At 59.2% G+C, this 13,379-nt stretch carries 12 protein-coding genes; 9 read left to right on the forward strand and 3 right to left on the reverse strand.

Translation table 11 applies throughout. From position 1 onward, the window contains the following. Positions 1 to 143 precede the first annotated feature (143 nt). The 4 genes from TU81_RS25120 (at position 144) to TU81_RS25135 (ending at position 5,753) form a co-directional block, all read left to right on the forward strand. Positions 144 to 1,517, forward strand: a complete 1,374-nt coding sequence (locus tag TU81_RS25120) for a glutamine synthetase family protein (protein WP_038982638.1) — start codon at positions 144 to 146, stop codon at positions 1,515 to 1,517. A gap of 9 nt (positions 1,518 to 1,526) precedes the next feature. Next, the gene (locus tag TU81_RS25125; RefSeq protein ID WP_048397088.1) at positions 1,527 to 2,918 is read left to right on the forward strand and encodes an aldehyde dehydrogenase family protein; all 1,392 of its coding nucleotides are present in this window, start codon (positions 1,527 to 1,529) and stop codon (positions 2,916 to 2,918) included. 3 nt (positions 2,919 to 2,921) lie between these two features. After that, a complete protein-coding gene (locus TU81_RS25130; protein ID WP_048397090.1) occupies positions 2,922 to 4,082 on the forward strand; it encodes an iron-containing alcohol dehydrogenase in 1,161 nt (386 codons plus the stop codon). 105 nt (positions 4,083 to 4,187) lie between these two features. Further along, the gene (locus TU81_RS25135; protein ID WP_048397092.1) at positions 4,188 to 5,753 is read left to right on the forward strand and encodes an amino acid permease; all 1,566 of its coding nucleotides are present in this window, start codon (positions 4,188 to 4,190) and stop codon (positions 5,751 to 5,753) included. Positions 5,754 to 5,922: 169 nt separating this feature from the next. Here the strand turns inward: TU81_RS25135 and TU81_RS25140 are convergent, their stop codons facing one another. Beyond that, positions 5,923 to 6,507, reverse strand: coding sequence for a hypothetical protein (locus tag TU81_RS25140; RefSeq protein ID WP_048397095.1), 585 nt, complete (start codon positions 6,505 to 6,507; stop codon positions 5,923 to 5,925). Between the two features lie 425 nt (positions 6,508 to 6,932). Between TU81_RS25140 and yghX the strand changes: the two genes are divergently transcribed. The 5 genes from yghX (at position 6,933) to TU81_RS25165 (ending at position 11,289) form a co-directional block, all read left to right on the forward strand. Continuing rightward, positions 6,933 to 7,820 carry a YghX family hydrolase gene (yghX, locus tag TU81_RS25145; protein WP_048397096.1) on the forward strand — a complete coding sequence of 296 codons (888 nt, stop codon included), beginning with the start codon at positions 6,933 to 6,935 and terminating at the stop codon, positions 7,818 to 7,820. Positions 7,821 to 8,056: 236 nt separating this feature from the next. Further along, a complete protein-coding gene (locus TU81_RS25150; protein WP_038982645.1) occupies positions 8,057 to 8,245 on the forward strand; it encodes a DUF1843 domain-containing protein in 189 nt (62 codons plus the stop codon). A 41-nt stretch (positions 8,246 to 8,286) separates the two neighbouring features. Further along, positions 8,287 to 8,931 carry a DUF1842 domain-containing protein gene (locus tag TU81_RS25155; RefSeq protein WP_038982646.1) on the forward strand — a complete coding sequence of 215 codons (645 nt, stop codon included), beginning with the start codon at positions 8,287 to 8,289 and terminating at the stop codon, positions 8,929 to 8,931. A 54-nt stretch (positions 8,932 to 8,985) separates the two neighbouring features. Continuing rightward, positions 8,986 to 9,567: a DUF1842 domain-containing protein gene (locus tag TU81_RS25160; RefSeq protein WP_038982647.1), complete on the forward strand. Its 582-nt coding sequence runs from the start codon at positions 8,986 to 8,988 to the stop codon at positions 9,565 to 9,567. Between the two features lie 258 nt (positions 9,568 to 9,825). Then, a complete protein-coding gene (locus TU81_RS25165; RefSeq protein WP_038982648.1) occupies positions 9,826 to 11,289 on the forward strand; it encodes a GDL motif peptide-associated radical SAM/SPASM maturase in 1,464 nt (487 codons plus the stop codon). 134 nt (positions 11,290 to 11,423) lie between these two features. Here TU81_RS25165 and TU81_RS25170 read toward each other — a convergent pair whose 3' ends face one another. Together TU81_RS25170 and TU81_RS25175 are read right to left on the reverse strand one after the other, a co-directional pair. Continuing rightward, the gene (locus tag TU81_RS25170) at positions 11,424 to 12,353 is read right to left on the reverse strand and encodes a LysR family transcriptional regulator (protein ID WP_048397099.1); all 930 of its coding nucleotides are present in this window, start codon (positions 12,351 to 12,353) and stop codon (positions 11,424 to 11,426) included. Between the two features lie 29 nt (positions 12,354 to 12,382). Beyond that, on the reverse strand, positions 12,383 to 13,357 hold the full coding sequence (locus TU81_RS25175) for a quinone oxidoreductase family protein (RefSeq protein ID WP_048397101.1): 975 nt from the start codon (positions 13,355 to 13,357) through the stop codon (positions 12,383 to 12,385). Between the last annotated feature and the right edge of the window lie 22 nt (positions 13,358 to 13,379).

Consider the following 13,379-nt stretch of genomic DNA (forward strand, 5'->3'; position numbering starts at 1 on the left):
AAACTTGCGCATGGCAACAGTAGGCTAAGCTTTCAGCAGCTCATTGCTCACGATGCTCGATTCTGCAGGTTTTGGTTTGTTCTGGAGAGCGTCTGCAACAGCTATTTCAGACAGGCCCAAACCTTTCACGCAGGATTGACGTGATGACCGAGCCCCTCCTCAGCTTTGATGCACTCAAGCGCGCCGCTGCCGCAGGCGAGATCGATACCGTGTTGGTCTGCATGGTCGACATGCAAGGACGACTGGTCGGCAAGCGATTCCAGGTCGAGTTTTTCATCGACAGCGGCCACGAAGAAACCCACTGCTGCAATTACCTGCTGGCCGACGACATCGACATGGAGCCGGTGCCGGGTTACGCCGCGGCCAGCTGGAGCAAAGGCTATGGCGACTTTGTCCTGAAACCCGACATGGCCACCTTGCGTCGCGTGCCTTGGCTGGAATGCACGGCGCTGGTGCTCTGCGACGTGCTCGATCATCACCACCGACGCGACCTGCCGCACAGCCCGCGGGCGATCCTGAAAAAACAGGTCGAGCGCCTGCGCGAACGCGGCTATACCGGCATGTTCGCCTCGGAGCTGGAATTCTATCTGTTCGACGAGAGTTACCAGGCGATCCACGAGCGCAACTACCACAAGCCGAAGACGGCCGGCCATTACATCGAGGATTACAACATCCTGCAGACCACCCGCGAGGAACCGGTCTTGCGGGCGATTCGCAAACACCTGCAGGCCAGCGGCATTCCGGTGGAAAACTCCAAGGGTGAATGGGGGCCGGGACAGGAAGAGATCAACATCCGTTATGCCGATGCCCTGACCATGGCCGATCACCACGTGATCATCAAACACGCCTGCAAAGAGATCGCGCAACTGCAAGGCAAGGCGATCACGTTCATGGCCAAGTGGCGCTATGACGCCGCCGGTTCCAGCAGCCATGTGCACAATTCACTGTGGGACAAAAATGCCAAGAAGCCGCTGTTCTTTGACCCCAAGGCCGAGTTCGGCATGTCGAAGCTGATGCGCTCCTGGGTGGCCGGGCAGCTCAAATACGCCAACGACATCACCTGTTTTCTTGCGCCCTACATCAATTCGTACAAGCGCTTTCAGGCCGGCACTTTCGCGCCGACGCGGGCCGTCTGGAGTCGGGACAATCGCACCGCAGGCTTTCGTTTATGCGCGGAAGGCAGCAAGGCCATCCGCATCGAATGCCGTATCGGCGGTGCCGACCTCAACCCCTATCTGGCCTTCGCGGCCTTGATCGCCGCAGGCCTGGCCGGTATCGACGAGAAACTCAGCCTGGCGCCGCCCTTCGAGGGCGATGCTTACGTCGACGAGCACTTGCCTGAAGTGTCGAAAACCCTGCGCGAGGCCTGCGCCGCGCTCAAGGCGTCGAGCATGTTGCGCGAGGCGTTCGGCGATGAAGTGATCGACCACTACGTGCACACCGCCGAGTGGGAGCAGAAAGAGTACGACCGGCGCATCACCGACTGGGAACTGCAGCGCGGCTTCGAGCGTTATTGAGCACACACCATGACTGAGATCGTTCAACTTATCTCCCCGGTCGATGGCCGGGTCTACGCCGAACGCCGCCGTGCCGATGCGGCGCAACTCGACCAGGCTCTGGCGGCGGCCGCAGCGGCCCAGGCGCAATGGAAGCGCCGGCCACTGAGCGAACGCGCCGCGTTTTGCAGCGCCGCCGTGGACGCAATGTTGGCGATGAAGGCCGAGATCGTACCGGAGCTGGCCTGGCAGATGGGCCGCCCAATACGCTTCGGCGCCGGCGAGTTACGCGGTTTTGAAGAACGTGCGCGGCACATGATCGCCATTGCGCCTGAAGCGTTGGCAGCGATTGAACCTGCACCTGTCGCCGGTTTTCGGCGCTGTATCAAACGCGAGGCGTTGGGTACGGTGCTGGTCGTTGCGCCGTGGAATTACCCCTATCTGACGGCGGTGAATACGATCATTCCGGCGTTGATGGCGGGCAACAGCGTGATTCTCAAACACGCCACGCAAACGCTGCTGGTGGGCGAACGGTTCGCCGAGGTGTTTCGCCGCGCCAATCTGCCCGAAGGCCTGTTCCACAACTTGCTGCTCGATCATAAACAGACCGCCGCGATCATCGCCTCGGGACGTGTGCAACAGGTGAACTTCACCGGTTCAGTCGATGCCGGCAAGGCCATGGAAAGCGCCGCCACTGGATGCTTCCTCGGCATGGGCCTGGAGCTTGGCGGCAAAGACCCGGCCTATGTCCGGGCAGACGCCAACCTTGAGCATGCGGTGGAAAATCTGGTGGACGGCAGCTTCTTCAATTCCGGGCAGAGCTGCTGCGCGGTCGAGCGCATCTATGTCGATGAAAAAATTTACCCGGCCTTTGTCGAGCGCTTCGTCGCCTTGACCCGCCAATACGTACTCGGCAATCCGCTGGACGAAGCCACCACCCTCGGCCCGCTGATCACTCCGAGCGCCGCTGAATTCGTTCGCGGGCAGATCGCCGATGCACTGGCACAAGGGGCCAAGGCACTGATCGATCCAAAGGACTTTCCCGCCGACGTACCGGGCAGCGTCTACCTCGCGCCGCAGGTATTGGTGGACGTCACCCATCAAATGTCGGTGATGCGCGAAGAAAGCTTTGGCCCGGTGGTCGGCATCATGCCGGTGGCCAGCGACGACCAAGCCATCGCGTTGATGAACGACAGTGAGTTCGGGCTCAGCGCTTCCATCTGGACCCAGGACCTGGCCGCCGCCGAACGCATCGGCGACGAGATCGCCACTGGCACCGTGTTCATGAACCGCTGCGATTATCTGGACCCGGCCCTGGCCTGGACCGGGGTGAAAAACAGCGGGCGCGGCGTAACGCTGTCGCGCCTTGGCTATGAACACCTGACCCGCGCGAAATCCTTCCATCTGCGCCACGAGATCTGAGCCATGAGCCTGACCGCGAACTGGAACTACCCCACGAGCATCCGCTTTGGCGTCGGCCGCATCGCCGAATTGGCCGAGGTCTGCCGCAGCCAAGGGATCCAGCGACCGTTGCTGGTCACCGACAGCGGCCTGGCGCGTGCCCCGATCACCACGGCGGCGCTGGAATCGTTGCGCGCTGCTGGCCTTGGTGTAGCGCTGTTTTGCGACCTCAAGCCAAATCCGATTGAAGCCAATCTGGCAGGAGGACTCGACGCCTGGCGCGCCGGCAAACACGATGGCGTGGTCGCCTTTGGCGGTGGCAGTGGCCTGGACATGGGCAAGCTCATCGCGTTCATGAGCGGCCAGACCCGACCGGTCTGGGATTTCGAAGACATCGGCGACTACTGGACACGCGCCGACGAAAGCAGCATCGCCCCGGTCATTGCGGTGCCGACCACCGCGGGCACCGGCTCCGAAGTCGGCCGTGCGGCGGTGATCATCGACGAACGTACGCACACCAAACGCATCATCTTTCACCCGAAGATGATGCCGCAGGTGGTCATCAGCGACCCGGCCCTCACCATCGGCATGCCGGCAAAAGTCACCGCCGGCACCGGCATGGATGCGTTTGCCCATTGCCTGGAATCGTACTGCGCTCCCGGTTTCCATCCCATGGCCGAAGGCATTGCGGTGGAAGGCATGCGCCTGGTGGCCAATGCCCTGGTGCGAGCCGTACACACCCCCTCCGACCTCGACGCGCGCGCGCAAATGCTCGCTGCGGCCGCGATGGGCGCTACCGCTTTCCAGAAAGGTCTGGGCGCAATTCACGCGCTTTCGCATCCGGTGGGATCCCTGTACGACACCCATCACGGCATGACCAATGCCACCTTCATGCCCTATGTGCTCAAGTTCAATCGCCCGGCCATCGAAGAACGCATCACTCGCCTGGCGGCTTATTTGCGTCTGCCCTCCCCGGGCTTCGACAGCTTTCTGGCCTTCGTCCTCAAGCTGCGCAAAGACGTCGGCGTGCCGCATACGCTGTTTGAGTTGGGGGTGGATGACAAGCAGGCCGATTTGATCGCGGACATGGCGATTGTCGATCCCTGCGCCGGTGGCAACCCATTGCCGTTGACACGAACTGGCGCGGCAGAAATTTTCGACGCGGCGTTCCACGGCCGTCTTTAAGCGAGTTAGAGGCAGGAGCAGTACGACAGGGGGTTGAAGACAAACCCATTCGGCAACGCACCACGCGGATGGATGTGGATCAAAACCTGAACAAGAGCACACGCTATGAGTCCAGTAAACCAACCCGGCGCCACCGCGCCACAAGACGACGACCTCAAGGTGTTGCACAACATGGGCTATGCCCAGCAACTCTCCCGACGCATGGGCGTTTTCTCCAACTTTGCCATTTCCTTTTCGATCATTTGCATCCTCTCGGGTGGCATCAACTCGCTGGCACAGGGCACCTCGGGGGCAGGCGGTGCGGCCATCGGTATCGGCTGGCCACTCGGCTGCCTGATCTCCGGGGTTTTCGCCATGGCCATGGCACAGATTTCCTCGGCCTACCCAACCGCTGGCGGCCTCTATCACTGGGGCTCGATTCTCGGAAACCGCTTCACTGGCTGGCTGACGGCCTGGTTCAACCTGTTGGGGTTGATCACGGTACTCGGCGCGATTAACGTCGGTACCTATTACTTCTTTTTTGGTGCCTTCGGACCGGCCTTGGGAATGGAAGACACCATCACCACACGGATCACTTTCCTGGCGATCCTGACCGGCGTCCAGGCCTTGTGTAACCACTTCGGCATCGGCCTGACCGCAAAGCTCACTGACTTCTCGGGCTACCTGATCTTCGCCACGGCAATCGCGCTGACCATCGTCTGTCTGATGGCTGCACCCAGCTTTGAGTTCTCCCGGTTGGTGACCTTCGGCAACTACTCCGGCGAAGCCGGCGGCAACGTCTGGCCACAGGTGTCGAACGGCTGGATTTTCATGCTCGGCCTGCTCTTGCCGATCTACACCATCACCGGCTACGACGCCTCCGCGCATACCTCCGAAGAAACCCGTCAGGCAGCCTGGTCGGTGCCGCTGGGGATGGTCAGTTCGGTGGCCTGGTCGTTGCTGTTCGGCTGGGTGATGCTCTGCTCGTTTGTGCTGATGCTGCCGAGCATGGACGAAGCGGCGAAGCAGGGTTGGAATGTGTTCTTCTGGGCGATGGACACTCAGGTGAACCCGACAATCAAGATGGCGCTTTACCTGGCCATTTTCATCTCGCAGGTTCTCTGCGGGCTGGCGACCGTAACCTCGGTTTCACGCATGATCTTCGCGTTTTCCCGTGACGGCGGCCTGCCCTTCTCGAAAGCATTGGCCTCGGTCTCACCGACCCATCGCAGCCCGGTGGCGGCGATCTGGACCGGTGCCACGCTCGCGGTGTTGTTCGTATGGGGATCGTCCCTGGTATCGATCGGCGAAACGCCGGTTTACACGATCGTGGTCTCCTGCACGGTGATCTTCCTGTTCTTCTCTTTCATCATTCCCATCGTGCTGGGCCTGTTTACCTACGGGACCGCGAAGTGGCCGACCATGGGACCGTGGAACATGGGGCGCGCGTTGTACTCGTTTTTCGCCATCCTCTCGATCCTTTCGATGGTGCTGATCTTTGTGATCGGCATTCAGCCACCGAACGATTGGGCGCTGTACATCACGCTCGGTTTTCTGATTCTGACGGCGATCGTCTGGTTCGGCTTTGAAACCCGACGCTTCCAGGGCCCGCCCGTGGGCGACATGATCATCAAGCGTCAGGCAGAAATCGCAGCGGCTGAAGAGGCGTTGAATAAACAGGCTGGGGGCTGATTGCGACAACCATGAACAGCGGGGCACTGCGCCCCGCTTTCCTCACAATTCATCCGGCCGATTCGACCACTTCGTAACCATGAGTGACATCCTCCTGATGTATTCCTGATCATCTCCAGGAAAAGCACTTCGAGCTCATTCAATGCGCAGTAGGTGAAACATCGTACGCTTACGATGCAAACCAATAAGTTGTAAGTTTCAGTTGTATTTGATCACGATATAAAGTCGCTACATAGTCAACAAGAAAGGCCTTGTGCTTGAACTGCGCCTTGGTTATCTGCCATTCGCAGGTATTGGCATCGATGAATATAATATGGTCATCCGCTCGCTTTAGACCAAAGCAATGCCCTTCCATACTGATGTAGTAATACCCGTTGATCGGGAATAACGCATCAAAGCAAAAAGTGATTTGACCCAACGAAAATCTGTCCACGCTCTTGGGAATCGCGGGAGAACGTCCCAAGGATAAGGCTCCCAGAATCTGGCTGTCCGAGTGAAACTTTAAATCGTCGTGTAGCGCCACGAACTTGGAAGCGCTACTGCCACTAAGATTGCTGACGTCAGCTCGAAACTGTTCGAGTATCTTGTCGACACCCAAACGTTGAGCGTCCAAATGTGATGCAAGCCAGTGCTGTACAACGCCACGGCAAACACCTTCGCCGACACCCGCTGATTGACTTTGGAAAATCCGGGCCAGTATGACAGCCCCATGCTGACGCCTTATGCGATCCGACTCTACAACTTCGTTGGCCATGACTGATTCCTCCTGATGCGACTGGATCCTGACTGACCAGGTCCCTCACTCCCTGTAGCTACCCGACATTAGCCCATGAAACGTCGCCAGGCAGTCCGCCAACCCAATTACCGGTATCACCGATCGTTGAGCCTATGCCCACATAGGTATAAACGGGAAAAACGATTTTGTCGTTGAAAGGGCAATCAGAACTCAAGACGTCCATTGACGGACATATCGGCCTGATGTCCCTGAGCACAGGATCCAGCGTGATGGGATCCGGACCGAGCTATGATGTAATGATCACTGCTGAACAGAGGGTCTTTGATGATCAAAAGAATACCCTCCTGCTGTTTCCTGAAAGGGTGGGCATCGTTCTGTCACCCACGTTATCCGCGCGTATCCAACTCACTGGATTAAATTCCACTTTCAGAGGAAGCACGCAGATGGACCGTCTTACGGCGAAAGATTTTGCCCCTGAACTGCTCGAACTCTACGACTACTACGCCCACGGCAAAATCAACCGGCGAGAGTTTCTTGATCGTGCGGCGCTATTCACCTTGGGCGGCCTGACGGCCTCGGCCCTCCTCGCCGCCCTGAGCCCGAATTATGCGCTGGCCGAGCAGGTGCAATTTACCGACCCGGACATCATCGCCGAGTACATCACCTACCCCTCGCCCGAGGGTCACGGGCAGGTTCGTGGTTATTGGGTGCGCCCTGCGAAAGCCACCGGCAAGGTGCCGGCGGTGGTGGTCGTACATGAAAACCGTGGGCTCAACCCTTACATCGAGGACGTCGCCCGACGTCTCGCCAAAGCGGGGTTCATCGCACTCGCCCCTGACGGCCTGACGTCGGTGGGCGGCTATCCCGGCAACGATGACAAAGGCCGGGAACTGCAGCAGAAAGTCGATCCGGAAAAGCTCATGAATGACTTTTTCGCCGCCATCGAATGGCTGATGAAACATGACGCCACCAGCGGCAAAGTCGGCATCACCGGTTTCTGTTATGGCGGTGGAGTCGCCAATGCTGCGGCCGTAGCCTATCCAGAGTTAGGGGCTGCCGTGCCCTTTTATGGCCGTCAGCCAAAGGCTGAAGATGTCCCCAGAATCAAAGCTCCTCTGCTGATCCACTATGGCGAACTGGATACGCGTATCAATGAAGGATGGCCCGCTTATGAGCAGGCGTTGAAAGCGGCCGGCAAGACCTATGAAGCCTATATCTACCCCGGCGTTAACCATGGCTTCCATAACGACTCTACGCCTCGATACGATGATGCCGCCGCCAGGCTTGCCTGGGACCGAACACTGGCCTGGTTTCGGCGTTACTTGGCTTGATTAATCAAATACGAATAATGGCGATAAGGAAATTAACGCTTATGAAGAAGTAACTGAACAGGTCCTCCTTCATCGCCAATCTTAATATTGAACATATCGCCTCCTAACCCATCGCGATTAATAAAATAATATTAAAAATTACTGTTCCATTGTCCATTGCATATTTATCCGCGCCTGCTTAACTGCAAAAACTGCTGATGACAGCAGTGCCCGTAAACACCACGGAAGGAATCGTTATGAGCAGCTCAACTCGCCATAGCATGCCCCCCTATGGGGTGGCCATCCAAAGCGCGATCAAGACCGGCGACCTGCCGCAAATGAAGACGCTGTTGAAACAACGCGATGCATCCACACCTGAAAACAAAGAGCTAAGTACCGCTTACGAGCAATTGGCCAAGGAAGTCGCACGCCTGGAAAAGCATTAACAGCTATTTCCGCTCCCCTTATTGCAATGGAGGCAATAACCATGTCTGGTTCTAATCAGCAACCTGTCGGTTTGTTCCCGCTCGCCTACCGAATTGGTACTTCGATGCCGGGTGCACAAACTCTGGCACTCAATATTCTAGTCTTTACCCCTGATGAGACTGTCAACGGCACCGCTGCAATCACTCAGGCGACCAACCCGCCTCTGGATGTGCACTCCGATGTCTGGGGCGAGTACACCTACCTGACGGTCATGTCACCCGGCGTCAGCAAAATCCTGATCACCGCCCAAGGCAATCACGGCGGCTCAGGCTCGAATTCCATCGTGAATTTCAAGTTGCAACTGGTGGTGGGCACCGACTGGAAAGAAGGTATCGCCAACTATTCGTACTTGAATGGTCAGCAGTGGGTCGAGGTCAACAATGCTCCCGCCCATCTCATTGAGGCGGTGCCGTCCCACGTTTCCTTGCCGCCGTTGGAACCCGGCCCGGTGATTCCGCCGGAGTCGTCTTATCCGCCAATCATGCCGCTGTATGCCGCACCGATTCAAAGTGCAATGGCCAGCGGTGACCTGGCCCAGATGAAAAACCTGTCGCGCCTGGCCCAGCAGCAACTGGATCAGCAACCCCAACTGCAGACGGCGCTTGAAACGGCCAAGGAAGAAATCAGCCGGCAGGAACGCCGCTGACTCGACCACGAAATATGCCCGACTTGTCTTGAATACAAATAAGGGAGTAGCACCATGTCAATCGGACTTTTTCATACCCGCCTCAACGTCAGCAATCACCTGCTGGGCGCACCGGTTTTAACCCTGGACCTGCTGGTGGACACCGTAAAGAAAAAAGTCAGCGGGATTGCCAGTATTTACCAAAGCACCTACCCACCCCTCAACTTCCGTGCCCGTGTATGGGGTGAGTACGCCGAGGTCAAACTGGTGCCGACCGCCGAAAGCCACATCATCCTCACCCTGGCCGGCAGCCCGAGTGGCCCTCTCAGCCAGATCGCTCAGACCTTCGGTTTGAAAGGCATTTTGGGCGGCGATTGGGCGAGCGGTTATGCCGACTACAAGTACCAGGAACAGGGCGTCTGGCACTACGTGAAACACGCAGCGGTCAGCCAGGCTCCCGTTATTGTGCGCCCAGAGCATCCGCACCATGCGGTGCCACTCTACGCCGTCGCGGTACAGCAAGCGCAAACCAGCGGTGACCTGGCGCAACTGAAGGCCGTGGTCAGCCAGGGTGAACAGCAACTGGCCCACAGCGGTGCGCTGCGCAATGCGCTGGACCAGCTGAACGTTGAAATCGCCCGGCTGGAGGCTCGCTAACCCCGGGGAATACGGGTCAGGTACGCGCAATCCATGTGGGAGCGGGCTTGCTCGCGAAGGCGGCAGCACAGTCAATATTGATGTCGCCTGACACACCGCTTTCGCGAGCAAGCCCGCTCCCACAGGGTTCCGCGTTTAACTGACTGGCCCGGCTCATTTCAATAACAAAAGGTAAATCCGGTCGCGCCACTGCCCCAAGGAAGGCGCGAACACTTCGATGGATTCGTGCCGCGCACGCGTTGTGCGCAAGGATTTTCCATGTCAGACAGTCGCCCTGCCCGCTACCTCAGTGAAACCGACCTCAAACGCTACGTGCCAGTGCATGTGGTCTGGGAAATCACCCTGGCCTGCGATCTCAAATGCCTGCATTGCGGCTCACGCGCCGGCCATCGACGCCCCGACGAATTGAACACCCGGGAATGCCTGGACGTTATCGATTCCCTGGCGGCCCTCGGCACCCGCGAGATCACCTTGATCGGCGGTGAAGCCTATTTACGCAAGGACTGGACGCAACTGATCCAGGCCATCCACGATCACGGCATGTATTGCGCCATACAAACCGGTGGACGCAACCTGACACCGGCGAAAATGCAGGCCGCGGTGGATGCCGGGCTCAATGGCGTCGGTGTTTCACTGGATGGATTGGCCCCGCTGCATGACGCGGTGCGCAATGTTCCAGGCTCGTTCGACAAGGCGGTAGACACCTTGCGACGAGCCAAACAGTCCGGACTTTCGGTGAGCGTCAACACCCAAATCGGCGCGGCCACGTTGCCCGATCTGCCTGAGCTGATGGACCTGATTATCGGCCTCGGCGCCACGCACTGGCAGATCCAGCTGACGGTCGCGATGGGCAATGCCGTCGATCACCCGGAGCTGTTATTGCAGCCGTATCAACTGCTGGAAGTGATGCCGTTGCTGGCGCGTTTGTATCGCGAAGGCGTCGACCGCGGCCTGCTGATGAACGTGGGCAACAACATTGGTTACTACGGTCCTTATGAACACATGTGGCGTGGTTTCGGCGACGAGCGCGTGCACTGGAGTGGCTGCGCCGCCGGCCAGACCGTGCTGGCACTGGAAGCCGACGGCACCGTCAAGGGTTGCCCGTCATTGGCAACGGTGGGGTTTTCAGGCGGCAACGTACGCACCATGAGCCTGCACGATATCTGGCACTACAGCGAAGGTATGCACTTTGGCCGACTGCGCGGCGTCGAAGACCTGTGGGGTTACTGCCGAAGCTGTTACTACAACGACGTCTGCCGTGGCGGCTGCACCTGGACTTCGCACTCCCTGCTCGGCAAACCCGGCAACAACCCCTACTGCCATTACCGCGCGCTGGACCTGCAAAAACGCGGGCTGCGCGAGCGCATCGTCAAACTCGAAGACGCGGCAAAGACCTCCTTCGCCGTCGGGCGTTTTGACCTGATCACCGAACGCATCGACACCGGCGAGAAGGTCAGCAGCGTCAGCGACAGCGGCCAGGTGATCAAACTGGCCTGGGCAAACCAGGGCCAGAAATCACCGGACGAAGGACGTATTCCACCGCAACTGGCGCTGTGTCGTGGCTGCTTGCAGTACATCCATGCGCACGAAGTGACCTGCCCTCACTGTGACGCCGATGTCGCCGCCGCAGAAGCCGTGCACCAGACAGACCGTGCGCGGCAACAAGCGATTATCAACACTCTGACTGGCCTGCTGGGTATGCCGCAAAATACCTTGATGTAAGGGAGTAATGGCCAGTCAGTTAAGCGCAATCCATGTGGGAGCGGGCTTGCTCGCGAAGACGGCGGCACAGTCAACATTGATGTCGCCTGACACACCGCTTTCGCGAGCAAGCCCGCTCCCACAGGTATCGCATCTTAACTGACGGGCATTTGCCAAGGCGGCCCATCCGCAAATCTGGCCTCCAGCCATTCCTTGAAGGCCATGAGCGTTGCCGGTGTGAACGCGGCGGATGCTCGCACCAGATAGATCCCGCCCTGGGCATCCAGGTCCCACTCCGGCAGAACGCGAACCATCTGGCCGTTGGCGATTTCCCGACTCATCAGCCACTCGCCAGCGCCCAAAATACCGACGCCGGCCTTGGCCGCGGCGAGCAACGCCTCGCCGTCGTTCGAGGTCAAGGTGCCCCTGGTGATGACCCTCTCCTGCCGATCGCCCTTCGACAAACGCCATTCAGGAAACGCCGCAAGGCCGGTAAAGCCCAGGCAGTTGTGCTCAGTCAGTTGTTTCGGACTGGCCGGTAAACCATGCTCCTCTATGTAACCCGGTGAAGCGCAGAGAATGCGGCGATGGTCGCTGAGCTTCTTCGCGACGAGGCGGTTGTCGTTCAATTCGCCAATACGAATCGCCGCATCGAATCCTTCCGCAATGATGTCGACAACGCGATCGCTGTAATCCACCTCGACGGAGACCAGCGGATGAGCCGCCAGAAATTCCGGCAACATCGACGCCAGCCACAAGCGCCCCATCGCCGCAGGAAAAGCCAGGCGCAAGACGCCACGAACCTGCGCCGCGCCCAGTGACGCTTCCTGCTCGGCCTCGATAATCAACCCCGTGGCAGAGCGCAGGCGTTCGACGAGACGGTTGCCGGCATCGGTCAACCGCACCTGTCGCGTCGTACGCTCCATCAATCGCACGCCCAAGCGCTTTTCCATGGCCGCCAGGCGCTTTGAAATCACCGTCGGATGGCGTTGCAGCAACCGTCCGGCGGCCACGAACGAATGCGCCGAGGCGACTGCAAGAAGCGCTGCAATTTCATCGATGTGGCGGCTGTCCAGTGGGTTCACAAAACACTCTTTTTTCAGATGACAGACGATCAGGGCTTGAGGACGATCGCCCCGCGAGATTGCCCACCTTCCAGATCGGCATGGGCCCTGGCGACATCGGCCAATGCATAGCGGCCCCAGATGCCGGGCTTGATTATGCCCGCCTCGACCGCAGCCAGTACATCATCGGCTCGTTGCCGGTATTCGGCGATATCCGTGGTGTGCGCGGCGAGTGAAGGACGGGTCAGGAACAACGAGCCCTTGGCATTGAGCGTGCCCAGTTCGACCGCCGTCGGCGCCCCGGAGGATGCCCCGAAAGACACCATCAACCCACGCGGTCGCAAGCAGTCGAGCGACGCTTCGAACGACACGCGCCCGATGGGATCGTAGACCACATCGGCCTTCTTGCCGTGGGTGATCTCCGCCACATCCCCGGCCAGTGTCTGGGCATTGAACACCAGCACCGCATCGCAGCCCAGCGCCTTGGCGGTCTCGACACTCTCGGCCCGGGACACAATGCCGATGACAAAGGCCCCCAGGTGTTTGGCCCACGTCGCCATGATCTGCCCGAGACCGCCCGCTACGCCATACAACACCAGGGTGGTGCCGGGGCCGACCGGATAAGTCGTCTTCAGCAAGTACTGCGCGGTAATGCCTTTGAACAACACCGCGGCGGCCTCTTCAGCCGTCAACGCGTCGGGAATCGGCACCAGCCGTTCGGCCGGAAACAGGCGCGCACTGGCGTAAGCGCCGATAGGCCCTGTTGCGTAGGCCACCCGATCACCCACCTTGACGTTGCTCACATTCGCGCCGATGGCGGCAACCCGGCCAGCGCCTTCAAGGCCCAGACCCGATGGCAATGGCAGCGGTACGGCGCCCTTGCGTTGACTCACATCGAGGAAGTTGACGCCAATCGCCTCCTGCTCCAGCCAGACTTCACCCGGCCCCGGCTCACGCGCCGGCACTTGCTCGATGGTCATCACCTCAGGTGCGCCGGTGTGTGCGATACGAACGACAGAAACCATTGCCTGACTCCTTCACTTCAGC

It is taken from the genome of Pseudomonas lini, assembly GCF_001042905.1.
GTDB classification, from domain to species: domain Bacteria; phylum Pseudomonadota; class Gammaproteobacteria; order Pseudomonadales; family Pseudomonadaceae; genus Aquipseudomonas; species Aquipseudomonas lini.

What these genes read in the sequence shown, in the direction of transcription:
- TU81_RS25120 (WP_038982638.1), top strand. Translation starts at nt 144, where the DNA reads ATGACCGAGCCCCTCCTCAGCTTTGATGCACTCAAGCGCGCCGCTGCC.
- TU81_RS25125 (WP_048397088.1), top strand. Translation starts at nt 1,527, where the DNA reads ATGACTGAGATCGTTCAACTTATCTCCCCGGTCGATGGCCGGGTCTAC.
- TU81_RS25130 (WP_048397090.1), top strand. Translation starts at nt 2,922, where the DNA reads ATGAGCCTGACCGCGAACTGGAACTACCCCACGAGCATCCGCTTTGGC.
- TU81_RS25135 (WP_048397092.1), top strand. Translation starts at nt 4,188, where the DNA reads ATGAGTCCAGTAAACCAACCCGGCGCCACCGCGCCACAAGACGACGAC.
- TU81_RS25140 (WP_048397095.1), bottom strand. Translation starts at nt 6,507, where the DNA reads ATGGCCAACGAAGTTGTAGAGTCGGATCGCATAAGGCGTCAGCATGGG.
- yghX (WP_048397096.1), top strand. Translation starts at nt 6,933, where the DNA reads ATGGACCGTCTTACGGCGAAAGATTTTGCCCCTGAACTGCTCGAACTC.
- TU81_RS25150 (WP_038982645.1), top strand. Translation starts at nt 8,057, where the DNA reads ATGAGCAGCTCAACTCGCCATAGCATGCCCCCCTATGGGGTGGCCATC.
- TU81_RS25155 (WP_038982646.1), top strand. Translation starts at nt 8,287, where the DNA reads ATGTCTGGTTCTAATCAGCAACCTGTCGGTTTGTTCCCGCTCGCCTAC.
- TU81_RS25160 (WP_038982647.1), top strand. Translation starts at nt 8,986, where the DNA reads ATGTCAATCGGACTTTTTCATACCCGCCTCAACGTCAGCAATCACCTG.
- TU81_RS25165 (WP_038982648.1), top strand. Translation starts at nt 9,826, where the DNA reads ATGTCAGACAGTCGCCCTGCCCGCTACCTCAGTGAAACCGACCTCAAA.
- TU81_RS25175 (WP_048397101.1), bottom strand. Translation starts at nt 13,357, where the DNA reads ATGGTTTCTGTCGTTCGTATCGCACACACCGGCGCACCTGAGGTGATG.